We start from the raw sequence: 22243 nt of genomic DNA on the forward strand, positions 1-22243 counted from the left end.
TGTTATTTTTTTCTGTGTTTTCTGCCGTTGTTTTCTGATTCCTGCGACGCTCCGGAATCTTTGGCGGAATGACTGTCATTAACATCGTACGGAATAGTGCTTCTGTGGGGATCCGATTCAGGTGATCCGAGGGACTTTTGCAGCTCCTGCTCAATTTCGGATGTTATCAGGTGTTCCATCGATTCGGCATCGTCATGAACATGATCATCGGCAATATGCAGGTGATCAGTGAGGTATTTTTCCCAGAGCCGGTGTACCCGGACAAGTCTGCGGGCTTCGCGCCGCCCGTCATAAGTAAGGACAAAGCCTTCATGAACTCCGGTGTATGCCTCGATCAGTTTTCTTTTTTTCAGTGATGAAAGCACGGATTTCAACTTCCGGGGTGACATGTACCGCCGTTTCCGGAGCTCGTCAAAACTGCGTGCTCTTTCCTGTTTTCCGTCTTCTTCTTCCATGGAATACAGCGTCTTGAGGATATTTTCGCAGGCCACTTTAAAGGAGAGCCGCTTCCGTTGAATATGGCGGGCAATTTCACCCCGCCGCGGAGCCAGAAGAAAGGAAATGAAGAAAACGAGAGCGGCACTGACAACCATCCACGGGCCGGTCGGCATGGCCGGAGCCGTGTAGCTGATAAAGGAACCGGTCACGCCGGAAAAGGCGCCGACGCCCGCGGCCAGTACGAGCATGATACCAAGAGAGTCGGTCCAGTAGCGGGCTGCAGCAGCGGGAATAATCAGCATCGATGCCATCAGTACGACGCCTACGGCCTGTATGCCGGCCGTAATGGTCATGACCATCAGCAATGCCAGCAGAAACTCCATTCGCTTGACAGGATATCCGATGCTTCGGGCATACGACATGTCAAAACTGACCAGTTTGAACTCCTTGTATGCCAGCACAACCAGAACCAGAATAAGCAGACTGAGTCCACCGAAAACTTTCACATCGGTTCCGACCATGGCTGCAGCCTGCCCGAACATAAAATCGTCAAGCCCGCTTTGATCGACATAGCCGGTGGACTGGATAAACGTCAAAAGTACAACGCCAAACCCGAAAAACACGGACAGCACCATTCCGATGGAGGCATCCGGAGCAATCCGGCTGTTGCGCGTGATGAAATCCATAGTCACCATGCTGAGCAGTCCGAATACGAAGGATCCCAGAATCAGCATGAACGGATCTTTTCCGCCGGCAACAATAAATGCAAGGCAGACTCCGGGCAGTACGGCGTGTGCAACGGCATCTCCGACAAGGGCCCGCCTTCGCAGGATGGCAAAACATCCGAGCGCTCCTGCCGAGATGCCCAGCAGAATGGTTCCGGCAAGTACAAACCGGATGTTGGGATCCTGTAGCGAAAAGAATTCAAAGAAAACATCCATACGGCTCAATCCTCTTGCTCGCGTAGAAATCGCTGCTGCCGGCTCTGCTCAACCATCTGGCTGAGTATGTTCAGGCGGCCGCCATATGTTTTTTGAAGGTTTTCGTCGGTGAATGTGCTGTCCACCGGTCCGAGTGCAACCATGCGGAGATTCAGCAGCATCGCCCAGTCAAAGTTTTCAGGTACACTTTGCAGGTCATGATGCACAACCACGACGGTTTTGTTTTGTGCGCGGAGATCCCGGAGCTTGTCAAAGATTACATCTTCGGTAGCAGCATCCACACCGGCCAGGGGCTCATCCATCAAATAAATGGATGCGTCCTGGGACAGGGCGCGCGCCAGGAACACCCGCTGCTGCTGTCCTCCGGAAAGTTGAGAAATCTGCCGGTTACGGTAATCCTGCATGCCCACTTCCTGAAGTGCTTCGACCGCAAGCTCCCGGTCACGGCGGGATGGTCGCTGAAAAAGCCTGAGATGAGGATATCTGCCCATAAGCACAACATCCATCACATTAATCGGGAAGTTCCAGTCCACAGATTCGCGCTGGGGGACATAAGCGACGTTTTTGCGCTGTTTGTCCAGCGGTTTGCCGTAAATCAGTGTGTATCCGGAAGAGGAGGGGATGAGCCCCATCATCGCTTTGATCAGCGTGGATTTGCCGGCGCCGTTGGGGCCAATGACCGCCGTAATTTTTCCTTCAGGAAGCTCAAAGTCAATATCCCACAGTACCGGTTTCTGATCATAGGCGACGGTCAGGTCATGAACTTCAACCGGTGGATTTTTTTTGTTTTTGTCAGTCATGTCGGTGAAATAATGGCATATTCAGCAAATCAATAATTGGAAAACAGACTGTGCATACAGTCCGGATGCTGTCAGGCGGGTTCAAGATCGCCAGTCAGCGCCTGTACAATGGTTTCGACGTTGTGACGGAACATTCCGGAGTAGGTTCCTTCAGGTGTTCCCCGGGCGCCCATGGAATCGGAGTAAAGTGACCCGCCCATCCGGACCTGGTAACCCCGTTCGCGTACACCCGCAATGACGGATTCGATGGAACGGGTACTGACGCTTGATTCTACGAAGATGGCAGGTATTTCCCGTTCAATAATCAGTGATACCATTCGGGAAACGTCCTGAATTCCAAACTCGGTTGCCGTGCTGAGTCCCTGCAGCCCGCGGACTTCTATTCCATAAGCTTTACTGAAGTACTGGAAAGCATCGTGTGCAGTAATGAGAATACGGCGCTGTTCCGGTATGCTTTGAATACGTTGAAGAGCATACATGTGAAGCTCGTCAAGCTCCTGTTTGTATTGCTCTGCCCGTCTGGCAAAGGTATCTGAGTTCTCAGGATCAAGCTCTGAGAGCGCATCGGCTACATCATCAATAACCAGCTGCCACAAGGAAGCATCAAACCAGATATGGGGATCATAGGCACCGCCGAATTCAGTGGCCGAAATGCGTTTGCCGGATGGAATGGACTCAGCTACTGGCCGCGATTTGTCCCCTTTCTGATCCAGAATTTCGGAAAGTCTTCCTTCGAGATACAATCCGTTATACAACACGAGGTCGGCATTTTCCATATTGCGGAAATCTCGTGGCGTGGCCCGGTATACATGCGGGTCCACTCCGGGGCCCATGATGCTTGCGGTGCGTATCTGATCACCTCCGACGTTTTCAACAGCATCCATGATCAAATTGGTGGTAGTAACGACAAACGGACGGTCGTCTGCGGATGACTCGCCCTCTTCCCGGTTGCATCCGGAAAAGAGAAAAAGACCTGCAAAAAACAGAAGAAGGACCATTTTCAAATCCGGAGTTATCTTTTTTATGTTTAAGAATCTAAGTGTCTGTCCGGGCATATGTAACTGATTGGATACTCGTATTAAGCTGTGATTAATGGTGTTTATTCCACCCACAAAAACCGGGCGATCGAATGGGGAAGAAAGAACTGGCTTTCATTTACTTTAATCCGGACGCCGGCCTGGTCGGTTTCGGTAATTTCGATTGCCTGTTCCGGTGTGAGTTCAAGACGTGAAAGCATATTTAGAATATCCTTGTCCTGAGTCATTACGCGCCGGATAGTTGCAGCGGTATTTTTTTTAAGCGTATTTGCCGGCCGCAGCTCCGGCGAATCGGGTATTTGAAGATCCGCTGAGGGGATGGGATCTCCATGAGGGTCGTGGGTCGGATGTCCCATCAATTCGGAAATTGCCGCTTCGAACTTTTCACTGATAACATGCTCAAGCCGCTCAGCTTCATCATGGATTTCATCCCATGAGTAATTGAGGTGATCGGCCAGATACAGCTCAAGCAATCTGTGATGACGAAGTACTTCCAGTGCGGTAGCCTCGCCGACTTCGGTCAGTCGTACTCCTTTGTACGGTTCGTGCAGTACGAGTCCCATTTCGACCAGCCGCTTGATCATTCCCGTCACAGAGGCCGGGCGCACATCAAGTCTGCGGGAAAGATCCTGCATGGTTACTTTTTTATTCAGCTCTCTGAGCTTGAATATTTCCTTGAGATAATCCTCCTGGGACTCACTAAGCCTCGGTTTCTCTTTTGCCATTTTGATTATGTTTTTTTTGAACCGTATTATAATTTAGTTAAAGCTAAAAATAAACGCAACTTCTGATTAAGACGATGCTATAAAAAGGCGAAAAAACACGACTTTTCTTTTTTTGAAAACTGCTTTGTCGTCTTTATATTTAGTCGAGGCTAAATAAATATTTACATTAATAAAAATGAAACATACTTTCATTTGCAGTCAGGTTGGGAATTACACCTGTAAATAACGGTTGTATGAACATGAATAAGAAATTAGTTACATGGACCATTTTGAATGAATTTCCAGGACATTTTACAATATCAGGCCGCAACAGCCTGATGATGCTGATATTTCTCATGATATTTCCGTTAGGTGTCTCGGCTAAAAATGTAATTGAAGGCGTCATTACAGATACAGAAGAGGAACCGCTGCCCGGAGCCAATATTTTGATCTCAGAGACTGAAAGAGGTGCGGTAAGCGATGCTGAAGGCAGGTTCAGGGTGGAGGATATCCCGGACGGCGAATGGACACTGGTGGTTCGATTTGTTGGCTTTGCCGGCAAAGAAGTGTCCGTCTCTCTTCCGGAGCAGTCCGGTGAAATCATAGCCATTGAACTTGAAGATGATGTGGTGATATCGGACGAACTACTGGTAACAGCAAGAATGTTCGACAGAGTGACCCGATATCAGCCGGCCAGCAGTTTTGACGCAGAGGAGATCCAGCAGCGCAATACGACCTCTCTTGGCGTATTGCTTGATGGCGAATCCGGCGTTGCCATGAGGTCTCTTGGACAGGCCCCGGCAAGGCCTGTTATCAGAGGTATGGATGGTGAGCGCATTCAGGTGCTGCAGAATGGTATGAAGATGGGAGACATCTCTTCAACAGCTCACGATCATGCCGTAGCAACAGATCCGCAAAACATCGATCAGGTGGATATTGTCAGAGGTCCGGCCAGTCTCATCTACGGTTCCAGCGCCATGGGTGGTGTCGTTAATCTCCGGATTGCTGATATCCCGCAGCAGTGGTCCCCTGGACTGTCAGGACACATCGGTAGCGAAGGACAAACCGGCATGGAGTCACTCGCCGGCAGGGTAAGATTAAATTACGGATCAGAAAAAAATGCATTCACATTTCGCTCCAGCTTGCGCAATAGCGGTGATATTAATACACCTTCAGGCAAGATACCCGACACCTATCTTGAATCCCTTGATATAGGCGCCGGAATGGCAAGACGAAGCGCGAACCATTTTGGCGGATTTGCCGTATCCTACACAGATCAGGAATATGGCATTCCGGAGGACCCCTTTGACCAGGATGAACAGGTTTACCTGACCATGCAGCGGCTGGCTTTACAGGGCAGGTACAACAGAAGCCTGGATCATGATATCTGGGATGGTATTGAGCTGCGGACGGTCTACAGTATCTACACACATGAAGAGATCGGGCTGGAGTTTGAAGACAGGGAACAAGTTGACCGGGATCTGGAGCTGGGAGTCGATCAGCACTACTTTCAGGCTGACATTCTGGCGCAGCATGGTCAGGCCGGTTTGCTTACGGAAGGGACGGCAGGTGCAACGGTCGAGTACAGAGATGTGACCGTTGGTGGTGATGAAGCACTTACGCCGAATGCACGTGTGTTAACGCTCGGCGGATATCTTGTCGAAGAATTTCGGCTTTATGACAACTGGCGGCTGCAGGGCGGTGTGCGTGTAGAATGGAACCGGACCGAATCTCTGGCCAATGCTGACTTTCACGATGCCGATGAGATCCGCTCCAGGGGCGTTTGGGCCGGAGCTGCAGGCATCAGCGGCCCACTGATCCGAAATATAAACGCAGGGCTCCAGTTCTCCAGAGCTCACCGTACTCCGTCAGTTGAAGAACTTTTTTCCGATGCACCGCACCTGGCAGCCGGTGCCTATGAAATAGGTGATCCCGGACTCGGCAATGAAATCGGATACGGGCTGGATTTTTTCCTGGACTATGAAGCAGGTAACTGGCAGCTTCATGCCGCTGTGTTCGGAAATCGCATCAGCAATTACATAACCCGGACACCGACAGGAGACAGGTATGAACCCAGGGATCTGCCGGTGCTGCGGTATGAGGGAACCGATGCAGATATTCTCGGCTTTGAGGCTTCTGTGAAACACAATGTGACCGACAGGCTCAGCATCACGGGACAGGCTGACTATACCCGCGGCACAGAAAGAGCTACCGGTGATAATCAGCCCTTGCCATTCATGCCTCCTCTGCGGGTTACCGGTAAAACAGAATATGACAGTGGTCCATGGTGGATTCGTGCGACCGTACGCCATGCATTTGAGCAGTCACGGGTTGCACCGGAAGAGGAAGCAACGGACGGCTACACCTTGTTTGAAGCAAATGCAGGGGTACGCTTCGGAAATGACTACATACATCAGATATCCGCCGGAATGGAAAATGCATTTGACGTAACATGGCGGGATCATCTGTCCCGGATTGAGCAACGTGATATTCCCATGATGGGAAGAAATGTCCGGCTCTCATACCGGCTTGTATTCTGACAACAGGTTATATGCATCTGTCTGTTTAACAAAAGGACATCAGCAAAGATGTCATATTAGAGGCGGTCATTAAATTCGTAATATCCATCCGGGAAGACACATGGCAAACCGGATGGATTTTTTTTCAGATTGCATATGGTGCGCTGAGTTTCTATCATGGGCATTAATCGTATCCGGTTCTTCCATCGTGGAAGTGAAAAGGGAATCCCGTGAAATTCGGGAGCTGTACCCGCAACTGTAAGATCTTCAATGGGTGTGAACCCCGCCTGAGCCACTGTTTCTCATAGCAGAAACGGGAAGGCCTTTTCAGCCCAGAGATCGAGCCAGGAGACCTGCCTGATATCGAATTCCGCACTTTCGGGACTAAAAGTATGCGGATGACCTGAAATTCCATGTTCAATAATGATCTTCCGGGATGGTACCGGCGGTTTACTCCGCTTATACTGATTGCCTGGTTACTAATCGCATACTATCCGGGTACCTCAGTTGCAGCCGGAAAAACCTTATCCCTAAACAAAACATGTGAAACCCAATATATTTCGACGGCTGTAAACCCGGTTTTTTTGCATGAGGGGGATAATCGGCCGCATTCAACTGCAGCTCCGGCTGATGAGGTGTTCACACGGGCAGACACTCTGGTACTGGAGGAAATTCGTGTTCTCGGATCACGAATTGAGCGGCCTGATCATCATCAGCCGGTACAGATCCGGAATGTAGACCCACGCGAGCTGCAGAAACATCCCCACACTTCGGCATCTGAGCTGATTAATGCACATACGCACGCCGTGACACGGGATTATGGAGCCGGCAACATGTCCCTTGTATCCCAGCGCGGATTCACACCCTCCCAGACGCGTGTCATGTGGGAAGATATGCCGCTTAATCACCCCATGCTCGGCGTATTTGACATGTCTATGATCCCGGCAGGCATGCTGGACGGTATTTCTGCGTCATCCGGAAATCCGGCATCCATGTCCGGATCAGGAGGCATCAGCGGCACGGTATCGCTGCGTACCAAAAGCAGTCCGGATCGTTTTTTCCTCTCACATTCAAGGGGTTCATTCGGTGTTGCACAAACGGGGGCCGGTGCCGCCTATTCGGATGGAAAGTTTGAAGGTGAGGTCAGGGCGTTTTTGCACAGCGGCGATTTTGACTTTACCTATGACGATCCCGTCCGCAATGAACGCTCAACAAGAGAAAACAATGCCAGATCAGCCGGCTATATGCTGGCCAGGGGAGCGTACCAGACAGGCGACTGGCATTTCAGGTCCCTTGTCTGGGTGGATGATATCAGCAACGAACTTCCGGGACCAACTACCGGCCCGGCACCGGCCCGCCAGGATGACCGTTCCGCCCGATGGATTTTCCAGTCCGGCTACGATGGTTTCGACCGGACACAACTTACCGCTCTGACAGCATTTTATCGTTATGATCTGGATTACACTCCCCGTCGTACAGGACGTACGGATGCCAGCGAAACCAGCCTTTTTTTATTAAGGCCTGCTGTTCGCCATGTCTGGGCGCCCGGGCATGAAACGTGGGGATCATTGCAATGGGCGAATCAGACAGTTAATAGTGACAACTACGACACGGATAAAACACACCATTCGCTATCCGGCCGCCTGAATCACGAATGGGCTCACATCAGCTGGCTGAGTCTGCATCCATCCCTGGAGTGGGAGTACCACACGGAGTTCGAATATGCGGCAAATCCCGCGCTGGGGCTGACTTTACGTCCCTTTGGCGATTCCGTTTCGTTCCGGGGTATGATATCCCGAAACCGGAATTTCCCCGGATATAATGATCTGTACTGGCAACCCGGCGGCAACCCTGATCTTGAGCCTGAAAAGGTGTACACCTTTGAAGCAGGAGTGTCCGGTCAGACAAGAGAACCTGATTCCGGTCAGGACGGGGCTTCAATGAGCTTCGGAATTACCGGTTTTCATCATGATTTTGACAACGGCATCCGATGGCTTCCCGGGCAGGACGGGTTTGCCGTTCCGGAAAATATTGACAGGATGCGTTCCCGGGGGCTGGAAGGCCAGGCTGGCACAACGGTTTCACATTCCGGAATCAGGCTGGATGCGCAATACCTTGTGTCATTCACTCGTGCGACCATTGAAGAGGAGCGGTTTGAGGGCGACCAAAGTGCCGGCAAACAGATGATGTACGTGCCGGACTGGGTTCACAAGGGATGGATACGGACAGAATTCAGGTCTTCATTGTGGATGCGTTTTGCCGTGCAGCACGTGGCAAAGCGGTATACCACTTCCGATCATTCGGGGATTTTTGATCCATTGGAATCATTTACCAGCATGGACTTCGCCGCCGGGACCGGGATTCCCGCGGGGGCAGCTGCCATTGATCTCGGCTTTGAAGTAAAAAACCTGGGCGACAGCCGGCATCAGTTCATCCTGGGGTACCCGGTTCCGCCAAGACATTACCGGTTTTCCATTGCTTTTTCATTCAAATAAACAACAGAAATGAGGAACTTATCTATGAAATATCTGAATACTGCCACTTCAAACTTTTATTCTTGGCGAAAGAACGGGGCTTTTTGCCGTGGCATGCTTTTGCTGATCATATTGCTTGCATATGTATGGGCTCCTGGTAATGCTGAAGCTCAGCCGGAGCGTGTTTTTGTTCTCAATGAAGGAGCATTCGGACAGGGCAATGCTTCGCTGACCGTCTATGAGCCGGAAACAGGTCAGGCAGTCAACAATGTATTTTTCAATGAAAATGACCGCCCTCTCGGGGACGTAGGAAATCATGCCGCCATCATTGACGACAAACTGTACATAGTGGTCAATAACAGCCAGAAAATCGAGGTGGTCGACCCTGAAACATATCAGAGCCTGGGTACGATTAACATCGATACCGGGGAGCATGATGGCAGTCCCAGACAGATAGCCGGCATCGGTGATCGGAAAGCGTATGTCACCAATCTATACGGGGACAACGTGTCCATTATTGATCTTGATCTGATGGAGGAAACCGGACAGATTGATGCAGGTCCCGGCCCGGAAGGCATTGTGGTTGCTGAAGGATATGCTTTTGTAGCATTGAGCGGACTCGGCCTGGGCAATGAAGTTGCGGTGATTGACATTCAAAATCACGAACTGGTAAAAACACTTGAAGTGGGTGATAATCCCGTGCATATAACCCGGTCGCCTGACGGTATGATCTGGTCTGTGGGCACCGGCAATTTCGGATTTGATGAAAACCAGGAATTTGATCCGGAATATGAGACCTTCGGGGAAATTGTGATTATCGATCCCGTTAGCCTTGAGGTAACGGATCGGTTAGAGACCGGCGGGCATCCCGGAAAGCTCACCTTCCCGGATGAGAACTTTGGCCTGCTTCATCTGGACGGACTGCAAAAAGTAGATGTGGTATCACCAGCGCTGAACGAGGAGCCATTTCTGGAGCGCAGTCTGCATGCTTTTGATGTGGCGGCCGGGGGAGATGACCGGTTTCAGTTATATGTTACGACAGCCCCCGATTTCTCCTCTTCCGGAAAGGTTATCAGGTATGACGATCAGGGTTCGCCGGTTGACAGTTTTCAGGCCGGTATCGGTCCGAAAAGTATGGCCTTCCGGGACGGAAAAGCTACCCGCTCAGAATCTGAACGGGAAATTGTGGATAAAGTCACCCTGGAGCAAAATTATCCCAATCCGTTTAACTCATCGACAACCATCCGCTTTTTTCTGCCCGAGTCAGCCGTAGCCAAACTCGAAGTTTTTGACATACTTGGCAGAAGCGTGGCAGTTCTGGTCAATAAAAAGCTCCAAAGCGGCGAGCATCAGGTGCAATGGGATGCGTCCGGTGTCTCAAGCGGCGTGTTTCTTTACCGTCTGACTGCCGGCGAAGTGAAGCGGTCCGGACGCATGCTTCATGTAAAATAAGGCACTGTAAAAAAAGTTATCCACATAATCCACAATTTATCCACATGTGTATTTTGCACATGCTGTTTTACGGTCATGAGCAGGAAAATCCTGTTGCTGTTGAAAAGATGTGGGAAAGTAACTCTTTTTTGTTGTCTTATGAGGATTATCTTTAATGGCACAAGAGTGGTTCCGGGTATGCTGCCGGTGCTGTTTATCCACACAGTCCTGCAGCCGGGTTCAAATTACACATACACAAGTATACAGCATGAAATAACCATGACAGAGCACAAGTTCAGAATCAGATGTGCAAGTTTAAACTGTCATGGTTTTTCACTTCGTGACCTTCGGTTCATCCGTCCTTCTAAATCCTAAATCTTATACAGATGCAAATCACATCTCATTTCACAAGAACATATCAGAACGACCCCTATAAGGAAATAACATTTGAATCCCGGAAGTCAGAAATCCGGAATCCGGATGGATCTCTGGTATTTCTGCTTGAAGATGTGAAAGTGCCTTCAAACTGGTCGCAGGTTGCAACCGATATCATAGCCCAGAAATATTTTCGCAAGGCCGGAGTGCCGGCCATGTTGAAAAAGGTCAATGAAAAGGGGGTGCCTGAATGGCTTCAGCGGTCAGAGGCGGATACAACAGGACTGAAAAAGCTGGATCCTGATAAGAGATACGGATGCGAAACAGATGCCCGTCAGGTATTTGACCGGATGGCCGGAGCGTGGACCTACTGGGGATGGAAGCACGACTATTTCGATGCTGAAGAGGATGCGCGCAATTTTTTCAATGAGCTTCGTTACATGCTGGCCCAACAGATGGCGGCACCAAACAGCCCGCAGTGGTTCAATACCGGCCTGCACTGGGCTTATGGAATCAACGGACCCGCACAGGGACATTTTTACGTTGATCCGAAAACCGGCAAAGTCCATAAATCAAAAGATGCCTATACCCGGCCTCAGCCTCATGCCTGCTTTATCCAAAGTGTCAACGATGACCTGGTTAATGAAGGCGGTATCATGGACCTCTGGACCAGAGAAGCGCGGCTGTTCAAATACGGCTCCGGCACGGGAACCAACTTTTCGGATATACGCGGCGACAGTGAGGCGCTCAGCGGCGGCGGGAAATCATCCGGTCTTATGAGCTTTCTGAAGATTGGCGACCGCGCTGCCGGCGCTATAAAATCCGGAGGCACAACACGGCGTGCCGCCAAGATGGTCACACTGGATCTGGACCATCCGGATATCGAAGAATACATCGACTGGAAAGTCAGGGAAGAACAGAAAGTGGCATCCATCGTTGCCGGATCCAAAATATGCGAAAAGCACCTCCGCACCATTATCCGGTTTTGTCATCAGCCGGTTAAACAAGATGGCAGGGAATACAATGGAAAAATCAGCAGGGATCCCAAGAAAAACAAACTGCTCAGAGAAGCCATCAAAGAGGCAAGGCGGGATCAGGTTCCGGCCAATTATATCGAACGGGTAATACAACTTGCAGGACAAGGGTATAAGGACATTGCGTTTGAAACCTATAATAACGACTGGAACTCGGAAGCATACAACTCCGTCAGTGGTCAGAATTCCAACAACTCCATCCGCATCCCCAATTCTTTCATGGACAGCCTGCAGCAGGGGGGCGACTGGAATCTTTACGGCCGTGTTGAAAGACGCAGGGCTTCAGAAGAAGGGCGTGATCCGCAGCCGATGAAAACCATCCGGTCACGCGACTTGTGGGATCAGATTGCATATGCCGCCTGGTCCTGTGCAGATCCCGGTACGCAGTACCACGATACCATCAACGAATGGCACACTTGCCCGGAAGATGGACCGATCAAGGCCAGCAACCCCTGCTCGGAATACATGTTTCTGGACGATACAGCCTGCAATCTGGCTTCACTGAATCTTATGAAGTTTCAGGACGAGGGAGAGGCGAAGTTCCGGGTAGATGATTACCGGTATGCCACTCGCCTCTGGACCATTGTTCTTGAGATATCTGTGCTCATGGCGCAGTTCCCGTCACGCAGGATTGCCGAGCTCTCCTATAAGTTTCGTACGCTCGGTCTGGGATATGCAAACATCGGTTCGCTTCTGATGGTCAATGGTATTCCATACGACAGCCGCGAAGCCATGGCCGTTTGCGGAGCGCTGACCGCTATAATGCACATGACTTCGTATGCAACCAGTGCTGAAATGGCTTCGGAACTTGGTGCGTTTCCAGGGTTTAAGAAAAACAGCGGACACATGATGCGCGTGATGCGCAATCACAGGCGCGCAGTATGGAATGCCGGCGAATCAGAATATGAAGGCCTGACTATTAAACCGACAGGCATTGATGAAGAGTATTGTCCGGCATATCTGCTCAATGCAGCACGCCAGGATGCGGACCGTGCTGTTGAGCTCGGGGAGAAATTCGGTTACCGCAATGCCCAGGTCACTGTAATCGCACCGACCGGAACCATCGGTTTGGTTATGGACTGCGATACAACCGGAATCGAGCCTGATTTTGCCCTGGTGAAGTTTAAAAAACTTGCCGGTGGCGGATATTTCAAGATCATTAATCAGAGTGTCCCGAGAGCGCTTCGATCATTGGGGTACTCGCAAAATCAGATAGAGGAAATTGTCCTTTATGCCAAGGGGACCGGCACGCTGAACGGATGTCCGACAGTCACCCATAAACGTCTGGCTGAAGCAGGGTTTACTCAGGAGAAAATTGATGCGGTCGAACAGGCCCTGCCTGCGAGTTTCGACATCAAATTTGCATTCAACCACTGGACCCTTGGTGAAAAATTCTGTAAAGATGTGCTGGGTGTCAGTGATGAACAGCTTTCTGATCCCGGTTTTGATCTGCTGCGTTATCTCGGATTTACAAGAAAGGAAATCGAGCAGGCAAATGACTACGTCTGCGGTACGATGACAGTGGAAGGTGCACCGCACTTGAAAGAGGAACACCTTCCCGTATTTGATTGTGCCAACAAGTGCGGCAGGACCGGCACACGCTTTATCACCGCAAACGGTCACATTAACATGATGGCGGCAGCACAGCCATTTATATCCGGAGCGATTTCCAAAACGATCAACCTGCCGAATGAGGCAACCGTTGAGGATATTCAAAACGCATATTACCAGTCCTGGCAAAAGATGCTCAAGGCCAATGCCTTGTACAGGGACGGATCCAAGCTGAGCCAGCCGCTGAATTCCATGGCAGATATCATGGATGAAATCGAGGAAGAAGAGGGCGAAGAGGCTTCAGAGGATGAGATTGTCCAGGATGAGGTAGTAAAAACAGCAGAAAAAATCATCCACAAGTATGTGGCCGGACGTAACAGGCTGCCTCACCGAAGAAGTGGCTATACCCAGAAATGCAAAATCGGCGGACAGTCGGTTTACCTGAGGACAGGCGAATATCAGAATGGCCAGCTTGGTGAGATTTTCATTGATATGCACAGGGAAGGTGCGGCATTCCGCAGTCTGATGAACTGCTTTGCAATTGCCATCTCACTTGGCCTGCAGCACGGTGTGCCGCTGGAGGAGTATGTCGATGCCTTCGTCTTTACAAAGTTTGAACCCAGCGGCAACGTTATAGGGAATCCTCATATAAAAATGACCACTTCTGTCATTGATTACATATTCCGGGAGCTGGCAGTAACCTATCTGGACCGTGAAGATCTGGCCCATGTCAAGCCGGAAGATCACATGAAGCGCAGTTTGCGACCCGAGCATGAGGCAGAAGCTGACGATACGAGCGCGCCGGCAAGGACCGTCCGCGGTACTGAGTCTGCAACAGAGAGCAAGAAAGACAATGCCAGTGTATCCGGAGAAGCAACAGAACAAAAGCAGGTAGTCGCCGGAAAGAGTCCTGAATCTGAAACAGGGACAAAACGATCCGGATCGTACCGCTCGGAGGAGATGAACAGAGCAAAGGAGATGGGCTTTACAGGCGATATGTGTCCTGATTGCGGAAGTCTGACGATGGTCAGAAACGGCACCTGTCTGAAGTGTACTACATGCGGGTCAACGACGGGTTGTTCATGAACTTGTTTTCCGAACAACCCGTTTAGCGTTGCTCTCAGTATGAGAGAGGGTACTGCCTGAATCAATAGGCGGTATCTCTTTTAAAGGGGAATATACGGCGAATCCAGGATCTGATTACTTCGTGCAAGCGGTTATACAAGCCATTGTGATACTTCTCAAATGCATGGAATCTCTCGTACATTCTGGTTCTGTCTTCATGATGTAGTTTATTCATGGCAATACCTCCTTTAAATTTAGAATACTTTTGAAAATAATCAGTGATAGTGATAATAATTGTAAGCGCTTTTATTGCTTATATGATACTGAAAAAGCGGTTTTTTTGCAACCGGTATTTTGTTTGTCTCAGCATTCAGCTGAATAACTGATACTTCCGGTAATCATCCCAATACGTTATATTGTCACGCACCAATATTAGTAATGCAAAAGATCGTTATGACAACATTTAATTTGACAGCGGAGGAGTTTAACCTGCCTTTAAAAAGGACATTCACCATATCCAGAGGTTCGAGAGATGAAGTAAGAAATGTTTTGATCCGGATATCTGCAGAAGGTGTTACCGGGACAGGTGAGGCCGCACCCAATCACAGATATGAAGAGACTCAGGAGTCTGCTATTCAGTACCTCAGCCAATTCGGTGAATTTTCCCTGAACAATCCTTTCGACGTATCTGAGCTGGTCTCCGCAATGGAAAAAGCAGCACCCGGTGAATATGCCGCAAAAGCCGGTCTTGAGATGGCTCTGTACGACTGGATTGGCAAAAAGCTCAATATTCCGCTATACAAACTGCTGCAGGCTCCTGACCGCAAAGGTCCCCGTACCACCTTTACTTTTGGTATCGACAAGCCGGAGAAAATGCGGGAAAAAGTGGAGGATGCCGGGCCATATCCCTTGCTTAAGGTAAAAATGGGTACAAGTGATGATAAGGAAATCATGGATGCGATCAGGGAGCATACCGATAAACCTGTATTGGTTGATGCAAATGAAGGATGGCAGACATTTGACAAAGCCCTTGAAATGATCCGGTTTCTTGAGGACAAGAATGTCTTTCTCATTGAACAACCGATGCCGGCTGAATGCAAAAAGGAGATGCGGAAGCTGAAATTCAAATCTTCCATTCCGCTTGTTGCAGATGAAAGCATAACGGGAAGAGAGTCACTTGTGGAACTGTCTGCACAGTTTCATGGAATAAATATAAAGTTGATGAAAACGGGTGCGATCAGCAGTTCGCTCAGAATCATTCATGCTGCAAGAAAACTGGGACTTCAGGTTATGACAGGGTGCATGGTTGAGTCTGCCATTGCCGATACAGCATCTGCTCTGGTGTCTCTCTGGGCTGATTATGCTGATCTGGACGGGCATCTTCTGGTAGCTGAAAACCCGGTAAAAGGACTCGAGGTTTTGCCTGACGGATACATCCGACTGCGGAATATACCCGGTTTGGGGTTGCTTGAATAAAGCATTAATTATTTTTGTAACAATCCATCATTTGGCTCCTCCTATTAGTAGACAAACTAAAACAAGTTTTCAGTTCAGGAGTACCAAATCATGGAAATGTATCCACCAATCACAATTACTTCCCGCGTTGAGTTATTTACGAGGAAAAACGCAAGAGCTATCAGTCCGGTATCAAACGCGCTTGATCATGAGTCATTTACAGCTCATCGGTCAGGCTTCCGTTCACCCAACCTGAAGCTGGTAGACTTGCAAAGAAGTAATGGGAATAACGGACATAGCAGATCAGATACACTGTCATGGCCGGAAACCAAAAACAGCCAGGGTGTACATAAATTCAAAGCTTTGCATATAGAAGATGACGACGAAATCCGTTATCTGGTCAGGGCTTTTTTGAAAAATTATGTAGACCTTGATCCCGCTGTGGATGCTCAGGATGCATTCGGATACACATCCCAAAATCGATACGATTTCATTATTACGGATATCAACCTTGGCGACGGTCCCGACGGGATCGAAGCAACCCGGAAAATCAAGGAAATGACAAATTACAGTGATATTCCTGTCATAGCAGCAACCGCAAATGCAGGGACTGATATCCGTAATAAATGCAAGGAAGTCGGAATGGATGCCTTTTTGCTTAAGCCATTCATGAAAAAAGACCTGATTAACACTATTGATCAGGTTATGAACCGGCAGTAACCATTTTTAACGACTTAGATTCAGGAAACGAAAGTGAACAATAAAGAAAAATATCTACTTGAAGCCCGGATTGATGCTTACCGCAGAGGTGAGTTGTCGGATGAGCAGATAGACAAGCTATGGGAAGAGTTGATTGAATATCCCGAGTATCTTGATTATCTGAAGAATTCAGTAAATCTGGAAGCCATCGCTACTGAAGAAGATAATGCAGTCACTGATGCAGCATCAGCCCGCAGGAATACCCGTAAAAGCAAGCCGGAATTCTACAAAATACCTGCGATGTGGGGACGTGTTGCCGCAACGCTGCTTGTAATTGCCGGAGTACTGTCCGTTGTATATCTTTTTGGTTCAGACTATATATTTGAACCTAAGCCAATGAAGGAAATCGAACTGGATACCTATCGTTCATCAACTATCCCTTCGGCAGAGTTTGACCGGAAAGTTCAGGAAGCAATCAATCTTGCATCCCTGGAAAAATACCATGAAGCTCTTCAGAAACTGGAAGAAATGGAAGAGAACGAACTGACCACTGAACAAATTATTTCACTTCATATCAACAAAGGTTCAATTCACTATAACAGCGGTGATTATTTGGCGGCCAAAGATGTTTTCCATGGCATACTGGATGAAGATTATGATCTGCATGTATTGACCAGGGAAAAAGTGCACTGGTTTCTTGGCAATGCCTATCTGCAGCTGGAAGAGGAAGGAAAAGCTCAGCAGCACATCAAGAAAACCTATGAGTTGAATGGTGCCTATCGCAGACTTGCCGAGCGATATATGGATTAGATAATCACAGAACTTTCAAAAACGCAGTGTTATCCAAAACATCAGAGCGGATTCCAGCATAGTTTGGGGTCCGCTTTTTTATTTATCAGCTCAGGAAGTAAGATTTAATTCTGACCGGAACTCTCAGCCATGCCAGGACAAGTGACAGTATCCCGAAAAGCAGAATGGCAGAAGCTATGATCCAGGGTCTGTTGGATGGAATAATGGGGTCGACATTGCCATAGATAACAAAAGATCCCCAGGAGGAGGGGTTGCTGTTAACATGATTGATATAATCAACCTTGGCCTTCTGCATGGCTTCACTCTTGCTGTACCCTTCGTTTAAGTAGGAGTAAAAAGACACAGACATATCATATGCAGGACGGTCCCGGATGGTCCACAAGTTCATTACCAGACTCTGAACACCTGCGTAGTTGAAAGCACGGCTGAAACCAACAATGCCGCTGCCCTGGATGTAATTACCTGATCCGGACTCACAGGAGTTGAGCATAATCATTTCATTGGACAGATCCATATCAAAAAGCTCATAGGCATAAATAAGTCCGTCTTCAGAAATCTGGCTGCTTCCGGGATTACTATTATCTGTGTGAATATCCGGATTTAAATAGATAAGGGAGTATAGCGGATCGTTTTCAAATACTTCACTGTGTGATGCCAGGTGTAGAATTCTGCTTTTTCCCGCTCTTTCCCTGAAATTTCTTTCAGTACCGTCTTCAGAAAGATGATAAATATTACGTGAAAGTTGATCCAGGAGGGAAGCAATATCGGTAACTTCTCTTTCTGCCAGAGGCAAAGGTGGGAGAACACGTCCGGGCATCAACTGACTTTGTGATTCATTAAAATGGGAGATTCCGAAACCGAGGAAATCATAATCATGATTTCTGCGCGGAGTGTGTGCAAAACTTCTTTCAAGGTCCTTCAGAGAGTTTATGTATGATATCGATGCATGCTCAATCAGGTATGTTGCTTCTCCGTAACTGTAGTCCCCTGCAATTTCCCCCTCCGGAAAGATTTCAAACGGGATGTGATACAGAAACCCATCAGGAACGACATAATAATTGGTAAAGCGATCCGGGATGTTCATTTTTCCAATCACTTTCTCCCTGAGCCAGGCCAGTTCACTCAGCTTGACTTTATCCGAAGACAAACTGTGCACAAGAGTATCAATCCGCGCAATATCATCTTGCGAGAAAGATAGTTTGGTCATTTCAAATGTTCCGGATGAAATAGCTGTAGCAAAAAGGTAATTGTTGAATTTGCTGAAATAAAGTATGACATCCGAGGAGCCAAGGTTCCGGCGTATTCGCTCCAGATTTGCAGGCTCAAGATCTATGTTTTGAAGAACTTTTCTTCTGAGTGCGTTTTGTTGTGATATGGCCTCCAGCAGGCTGTTATTCAATTGGACTCTCTGATCCTCATCGGCAGTTCGGAGTTCAGAACGTAATCGCTCAATACGGTTTCTCAGTGCAAAATCAAGAACAAGTTCATTTTCATCAAGAATCGTTGATTTCAGGGCAGGGTTGTTATAAAAGGAAGCAGAACTGAGGTTTTTAACCTCTTCCATCCAGTAAAGAGCTTTATCATATTTATTATGCTCGATGAGTTTCTTTATCAAATACTCAAAAAGATTCCTGAACTCGTCGACGAGTATTAAATGACCAGATTGTAGTTCGGAACTGTGTCTCACTCGTGAGATTATTTTATCAGCAAATATTTCCAAAGAATTAAACGCTTCAGAAGGCTCTTTTCTGACAATATTACCTCTGGATAAGGCTATTGTATATTGAGCTCTGCCAGCCATATTAAGGGTTTGCTTATCATAAGTGATCATGCTGTCAATATGAGCAGTCATTGATTTATAATCTTCTCTTGCATATTTAATATTTGCATAGTTAACATGTGAGTAAAGTAAATAGCGTTCATAGTCAAAGTATAGGGCTTTTTGATAGAGCTTATCAGTGTAAAAAATTGCATCTTCATATTTATTATAATGTATGTAGGTTGCAACTATTTCAGATAATATCGTAAAAGGAAGCTGGTGATTTTCTGACTTGCTGGATAGGTTATATGCTTTATCTAAAAAATAAACCGATTTTTCAAAATCGTCTTTATAATCTCTATAATATGTAGCAAATGATCTATATGCTATAATTGTGTTTGTTTTGTTATCATACATCTTCGATTTATTGTATATCTGGTTTAGGTATTCATATGCAATATTCCAGTTTTCCAATTTTTTATAGTAAACATGTAGATTGTTTAAGTATCGTATAACTAAATCTTCACTATTTGTGATTTTTGCGTAATCTAATGCTTCTAATATAAGTTGTATATAATCCTCAAATAATCCAGTATAATAATAAACAATTCCTAAATTATTAAGTATGGCAGACTTGAAGCGATCATCTACATATTCCAAATATTGATAAGCAACTTCAAGTTCTTCAAGAGAAGCATGAATATTGCCTAATTGATAAAGGCTAACACCAAAATCTAGTCTTGCTATTGCTTCTTCCTCTTTTGAGAAATAAGTAGTAACTGGAATAATGAAGTTTCTATTAAAACTAATATCAAACTGATAATATCCATTGCTATATGCTGAAAAGGAAATAAATCTTAAAGTTCTCAGCATTTTAGGAATTATCGGAGTTTGTTCGATCTGGTTTAAACTACCAGAAATTTCAATTATATCAGACTCCTTGTTAATATTATAAAGAGCAAAAACAGTTGTAATAAAACTTGTTATTCTATCAGGATAATAGAAGTCATCTGGGGATTTATTTAATATATTTGTTACCCACTTTTCGAATAATTCGTTATTAATGTTATCATCCTCAACTATTTTATCGAAATAATAGATATCAAGGAAATGTGGCTTTTCAGTAATAGGATAATTTGCGTCAACTGTATCACCACTTAAATAAGATAAATGAAACTTTTCTCTTTCATTTAAATAGTGAGAAGATAAAATACTTAAGAGTGTGTCATGAAGACTATTTTTATGCATAAATGATAATAGCAAAGAGGGGTCATCGGCACACTTGACAAAATTCAGAGCATAGTTCTGCATATCACTTTCTATGCAATCTATAATATTGTAAAAAGAAGATGTTTCCTGGTGTTTATAAGCCAACTCTTCTATGAGGGGGATATGATCCCGATTGTCTTCAATATATTGGTAGATCAACCATGCAGAAGGGCTTTTGGCATCATCATAATGTAAAATATATCTTTCAAGCTGTTCAGAAACCAGATTTCTCTGTTCAGTAGAGAGACCTCTGTCATTGCCGTTACTTTGTAATGGCGCAATGAGAAGAGTTAAAATAATTAATAAGTAAACCAATGAATTGCTGATATATTGCTATATATAAATTAGGCTATGACTAAATAAATATATAAAAAAATCAGCAATTGCAATTATTCGGGTCTGATGCGGACCATCTCCATTTCTTCACCTTGTTCCTTGACTTGCTGGTCCTTCATGTCCTCGGCCTGGAATCGGAGCTGGTCGTCCTCATGGTTGGCGTCGGTGATACCGGAGCATGCCGAAAGGGTCAGTGCGAATGCGAAAGTTGCGATAAGGGAGAGATTTCTGAAGTATTTCATAATGCTGTGATGGTTTTAAGGGATGTTGTTATTTAAGTAAAAGGGTAGTTGCAATTATTCGGGTCTGATGCGGACCATCTCCATTTCTTCACCTTGTTCCTTGACTTGCTGGTCCTGCATGTCCTCGGCCTGGAATCGGAGCTGGTCGTCCTCATGGTTGGCGTCGGTGATACCGGAGCATGCCGAAAGGGTCAGTGCGAATGCGAAAGTTGCGATAAGGGAAAGGTTTCTGAAGTATTTCATAATGCTGTGATGGTTTTAAGGGATGTTGTTATTCAAAATGACTAATAAGGGGTCTAAATACCCTGTCCAGTACATTTCTAACCTTCATATATGTAGGAGTACAATGCGTTGCATTTGTTACATAACATTTTACATGCTAATGTGTTAACAGTCAAAAACATTGTCATCGCTGAAGTTATCACCAATAATTCAGTGAACTTGTGTTAATTATAAAAACAAAGGTATTGTAGCAAAGCTAAAATGGCTTATTTTGGCATGCAGTTATCTATTATTTTGTTAGCCTGTAATAGAGGAGCAAAATAGAAGAGAAACTTAGTAAACGCTACATAATAAAACAGATACAGCAATAAGGCTGTAAAATACAGTTTTGTCAGCATCATCTTCAGATTATTCGAATTTAATTGAAGCCGTCCTTCGTGATGACAGAAAGACCGCCAATATGTTGTCTTCTGATCTCATGAAAAAGGTGATATTGTATCTGAAAGTGAGAATGGGAGCACCTCAGAGTATTGCTGAAGAATGTGCCTATCAGGCTTTTTCAGATGTTTTTGAAGTTATTCGAAATGACAAAATCACTGACCGCAAATCAGTATTTAAATATCTGTTAACCGCTTCCCGGAACGAATACCTGAGGTATGTAAAGAGCGAAAAACGTGCAGATGTTGATCTGCTTGAAAAACAGGATGTTATACCCGAACCTGCTTCTCAGCTGGAAAACCTCATTGATGAAGAGCGGCAAAAAAAACTGAAAATATGCTTGGAAAAACTCGCCCCGGACCATAAGCGGTTTATAATGAACTTTTTTTCTGTAAAAAACATCAATCTCATGGAAATGGGTGAAAAGTTCGGTTTTTCCTACGCAAAAACCCGGACACTTAAGACCAGGATCATGAAAGAACTGCATCATTGCGTCCAAAATGAAAGATAATTACATCCTGATTCCGTGAGTTAACACTCTTTTTCAATTTCCTGGGTGGAAAATACCGAAAAAAATTTTATTCCATCCATTTGCGCAGATAAATGGACCGGGAAAATCGACAAAAAAGCCCTAAAATCCTTGC

The 22243-nt window shown here is 46.6% G+C and carries 16 protein-coding genes and 1 riboswitch; of the genes, 8 read left to right on the forward strand and 8 right to left on the reverse strand.

The window, feature by feature from the left end; genetic code table 11:
* Nucleotides 1–2: 2 nt before the first annotated feature.
* From NATSA_RS11025 to NATSA_RS11040, 4 genes are all read right to left on the reverse strand, one after another.
* The gene (locus NATSA_RS11025; protein ID WP_210512587.1) at nt 3–1379 is read right to left on the reverse strand and encodes a metal ABC transporter permease; all 1377 of its coding nucleotides are present in this window, start codon (nt 1377–1379) and stop codon (nt 3–5) included.
* A gap of 5 nt (nt 1380–1384) precedes the next feature.
* Nucleotides 1385–2179 carry a metal ABC transporter ATP-binding protein gene (locus NATSA_RS11030; RefSeq protein WP_210512589.1) on the reverse strand — a complete coding sequence of 265 codons (795 nt, stop codon included), beginning with the start codon at nt 2177–2179 and terminating at the stop codon, nt 1385–1387.
* Nucleotides 2180–2250: 71 nt separating this feature from the next.
* Complete coding sequence (locus NATSA_RS11035; RefSeq protein WP_210512591.1) at nt 2251–3177, reverse strand: metal ABC transporter solute-binding protein, Zn/Mn family; 927 nt, start codon at nt 3175–3177, stop codon at nt 2251–2253.
* Nucleotides 3178–3278: 101 nt separating this feature from the next.
* A complete protein-coding gene (locus NATSA_RS11040) occupies nt 3279–3941 on the reverse strand; it encodes a metal-dependent transcriptional regulator (protein WP_210512593.1) in 663 nt (220 codons plus the stop codon).
* Nucleotides 3942–4180: 239 nt separating this feature from the next.
* Between NATSA_RS11040 and NATSA_RS11045 the strand changes: the two genes are divergently transcribed.
* The 4 genes from NATSA_RS11045 to NATSA_RS11060 all read left to right on the forward strand — a co-directional run bounded on the left by NATSA_RS11045 (nt 4181) and on the right by NATSA_RS11060 (nt 14390).
* Entirely contained in the window at nt 4181–6460 is a 2280-nt protein-coding gene (locus NATSA_RS11045; protein ID WP_210512595.1) for a TonB-dependent receptor, read from the forward strand.
* A gap of 157 nt (nt 6461–6617) precedes the next feature.
* A riboswitch (cobalamin riboswitch) is annotated at nt 6618–6814 on the forward strand.
* 260 nt (nt 6815–7074) lie between these two features.
* Nucleotides 7075–8934, forward strand: coding sequence for a TonB-dependent receptor plug domain-containing protein (locus tag NATSA_RS11050; RefSeq protein ID WP_210512597.1), 1860 nt, complete (start codon nt 7075–7077; stop codon nt 8932–8934).
* A 24-nt stretch (nt 8935–8958) separates the two neighbouring features.
* Complete coding sequence (locus NATSA_RS11055; protein ID WP_210512599.1) at nt 8959–10365, forward strand: DUF5074 domain-containing protein; 1407 nt, start codon at nt 8959–8961, stop codon at nt 10363–10365.
* A 365-nt stretch (nt 10366–10730) separates the two neighbouring features.
* Nucleotides 10731–14390: a vitamin B12-dependent ribonucleotide reductase gene (locus tag NATSA_RS11060; RefSeq protein ID WP_210512601.1), complete on the forward strand. Its 3660-nt coding sequence runs from the start codon at nt 10731–10733 to the stop codon at nt 14388–14390.
* 61 nt (nt 14391–14451) lie between these two features.
* Here the strand turns inward: NATSA_RS11060 and NATSA_RS11065 are convergent, their stop codons facing one another.
* The gene (locus tag NATSA_RS11065) at nt 14452–14604 is read right to left on the reverse strand and encodes a hypothetical protein (RefSeq protein ID WP_210512603.1); all 153 of its coding nucleotides are present in this window, start codon (nt 14602–14604) and stop codon (nt 14452–14454) included.
* A 218-nt stretch (nt 14605–14822) separates the two neighbouring features.
* Between NATSA_RS11065 and NATSA_RS11070 the strand changes: the two genes are divergently transcribed.
* The 3 genes from NATSA_RS11070 (at nt 14823) to NATSA_RS11080 (ending at nt 17333) form a co-directional block, all read left to right on the forward strand.
* Complete coding sequence (locus tag NATSA_RS11070; RefSeq protein ID WP_210512605.1) at nt 14823–15845, forward strand: dipeptide epimerase; 1023 nt, start codon at nt 14823–14825, stop codon at nt 15843–15845.
* Nucleotides 15846–15935: 90 nt separating this feature from the next.
* A complete protein-coding gene (locus NATSA_RS11075; protein WP_210512607.1) occupies nt 15936–16544 on the forward strand; it encodes a response regulator in 609 nt (202 codons plus the stop codon).
* A 33-nt stretch (nt 16545–16577) separates the two neighbouring features.
* On the forward strand, nt 16578–17333 hold the full coding sequence (locus NATSA_RS11080) for a hypothetical protein (RefSeq protein ID WP_210512609.1): 756 nt from the start codon (nt 16578–16580) through the stop codon (nt 17331–17333).
* Nucleotides 17334–17418: 85 nt separating this feature from the next.
* On the opposite strand, the gene NATSA_RS11085 is transcribed toward NATSA_RS11080, so the two are convergent.
* From NATSA_RS11085 to NATSA_RS11095, 3 genes are all read right to left on the reverse strand, one after another.
* The gene (locus NATSA_RS11085; RefSeq protein WP_210512611.1) at nt 17419–20676 is read right to left on the reverse strand and encodes a CHAT domain-containing protein; all 3258 of its coding nucleotides are present in this window, start codon (nt 20674–20676) and stop codon (nt 17419–17421) included.
* A 74-nt stretch (nt 20677–20750) separates the two neighbouring features.
* Nucleotides 20751–20939: a hypothetical protein gene (locus tag NATSA_RS11090; protein ID WP_210512613.1), complete on the reverse strand. Its 189-nt coding sequence runs from the start codon at nt 20937–20939 to the stop codon at nt 20751–20753.
* Nucleotides 20940–20993: 54 nt separating this feature from the next.
* Nucleotides 20994–21182, reverse strand: coding sequence for a hypothetical protein (locus tag NATSA_RS11095; protein WP_210512615.1), 189 nt, complete (start codon nt 21180–21182; stop codon nt 20994–20996).
* Nucleotides 21183–21549: 367 nt separating this feature from the next.
* Here NATSA_RS11095 and NATSA_RS11100 point away from each other — a divergent pair, with 367 nt between their 5' ends.
* Nucleotides 21550–22110 carry a sigma-70 family RNA polymerase sigma factor gene (locus tag NATSA_RS11100; RefSeq protein ID WP_210512617.1) on the forward strand — a complete coding sequence of 187 codons (561 nt, stop codon included), beginning with the start codon at nt 21550–21552 and terminating at the stop codon, nt 22108–22110.
* Nucleotides 22111–22243: the final 133 nt, after the last annotated feature.

This window comes from Natronogracilivirga saccharolytica, assembly GCF_017921895.1.
GTDB classification, from domain to species: Bacteria; Bacteroidota; Rhodothermia; order Balneolales; family Natronogracilivirgulaceae; genus Natronogracilivirga; species Natronogracilivirga saccharolytica.

Bases quoted from the DNA above. Each gene is read 5' to 3' on its own strand.
- NATSA_RS11055 (WP_210512599.1), top strand. From the start codon at position 8,959: ATGAAATATCTGAATACTGCCACTTCAAACTTTTATTCTTGGCGAAAG.
- NATSA_RS11060 (WP_210512601.1), top strand. From the start codon at position 10,731: ATGCAAATCACATCTCATTTCACAAGAACATATCAGAACGACCCCTAT.
- NATSA_RS11075 (WP_210512607.1), top strand. From the start codon at position 15,936: ATGGAAATGTATCCACCAATCACAATTACTTCCCGCGTTGAGTTATTT.
- NATSA_RS11095 (WP_210512615.1), bottom strand. From the start codon at position 21,182: ATGAAATACTTCAGAAACCTTTCCCTTATCGCAACTTTCGCATTCGCA.
- NATSA_RS11045 (WP_210512595.1), top strand. From the start codon at position 4,181: ATGAATAAGAAATTAGTTACATGGACCATTTTGAATGAATTTCCAGGA.
- NATSA_RS11030 (WP_210512589.1), bottom strand. From the start codon at position 2,179: ATGACTGACAAAAACAAAAAAAATCCACCGGTTGAAGTTCATGACCTG.
- NATSA_RS11025 (WP_210512587.1), bottom strand. From the start codon at position 1,379: ATGGATGTTTTCTTTGAATTCTTTTCGCTACAGGATCCCAACATCCGG.
- NATSA_RS11065 (WP_210512603.1), bottom strand. From the start codon at position 14,604: ATGAATAAACTACATCATGAAGACAGAACCAGAATGTACGAGAGATTC.
- NATSA_RS11035 (WP_210512591.1), bottom strand. From the start codon at position 3,177: ATGGTCCTTCTTCTGTTTTTTGCAGGTCTTTTTCTCTTTTCCGGATGC.
- NATSA_RS11070 (WP_210512605.1), top strand. From the start codon at position 14,823: ATGACAACATTTAATTTGACAGCGGAGGAGTTTAACCTGCCTTTAAAA.
- NATSA_RS11090 (WP_210512613.1), bottom strand. From the start codon at position 20,939: ATGAAATACTTCAGAAATCTCTCCCTTATCGCAACTTTCGCATTCGCA.
- NATSA_RS11040 (WP_210512593.1), bottom strand. From the start codon at position 3,941: ATGGCAAAAGAGAAACCGAGGCTTAGTGAGTCCCAGGAGGATTATCTC.